Below are 790 nucleotides of genomic sequence, written 5' to 3' on the forward strand. Positions count from 1 at the left end.
TGCTCGGCGGACCGCTGCCGGCGAAGGCGCTGACGCTGATGCGGCTGTCGCCGGGCACGGCGGGCGATCAGTGGGCGGACCTGCCCAATCCCCTGCGCTCCGGGTCCGGGTGACGGACCGTTTTGGAGTGGGGTGCCTCTGATCAATAGGATCCGCCGATGATCAGAAGAACACGGCCGGTGGCAGGCGCCATAGCCCTGCTCGCCGCCCTGACGGCCGGGATCGCCTTCCCGGCCGGGGCGGCCGCCGGTGAACCCACGGGCCAGGACGCGCCCAAGGTCGACCTCGTCCTCGACGTGAGCGGCTCGATGCGCGCCAGGGACATCGACGGCCAGTCCCGGATGGCGGCGGCGAAGCAGGCGTTCAACGAGGTGCTGGACGCGACGCCGGAGGAGGTGCAGCTCGGCATCCGCACCCTCGGCGCGGACTACGCCGGCGACGACCGCAAGGAGGGCTGCAAGGACACCGCGCAGCTCTACCCGGTCGGCCCGCTGGACCGCACCGAGGCGAAGACGGCGGTGGCGACCCTCGCCCCGACCGGCTGGACCCCCATCGGACCGGCGCTGCTCCAGGCGGCCGGCGACCTCGACGGCGGCGACGGCTCCAAGCGGATCGTGCTGATCAGCGACGGTGAGGACACCTGCGCCCCGCTCGACCCGTGCGAGGTGGCCCGCGAGATCGCGGCCAAGGGCATCGGCCTGACCATCGACACACTGGGCCTGGTGCCGAACGCCAAGCTGAGCCGGCAGCTCAGCTGTATCGCCGAGGCGACCGGCGGCACGTACACCTC

Annotated in this window: 1 protein-coding gene; it reads left to right on the plus strand. The window is 72.5% G+C overall.

All coding sequences use genetic code 11. The features are described 5' to 3' along the window. Window positions 1–158 precede the first annotated feature (158 nt). On the plus strand, window positions 159–790 hold a 632-nt coding region (locus LPA54_RS33605; RefSeq protein WP_228984496.1), incomplete at its 3' end, for a VWA domain-containing protein.

It is taken from the genome of Streptomyces sp. DH12, assembly GCF_020873895.1.
Classification (GTDB): Bacteria; Actinomycetota; Actinomycetes; order Streptomycetales; family Streptomycetaceae; genus Streptomyces.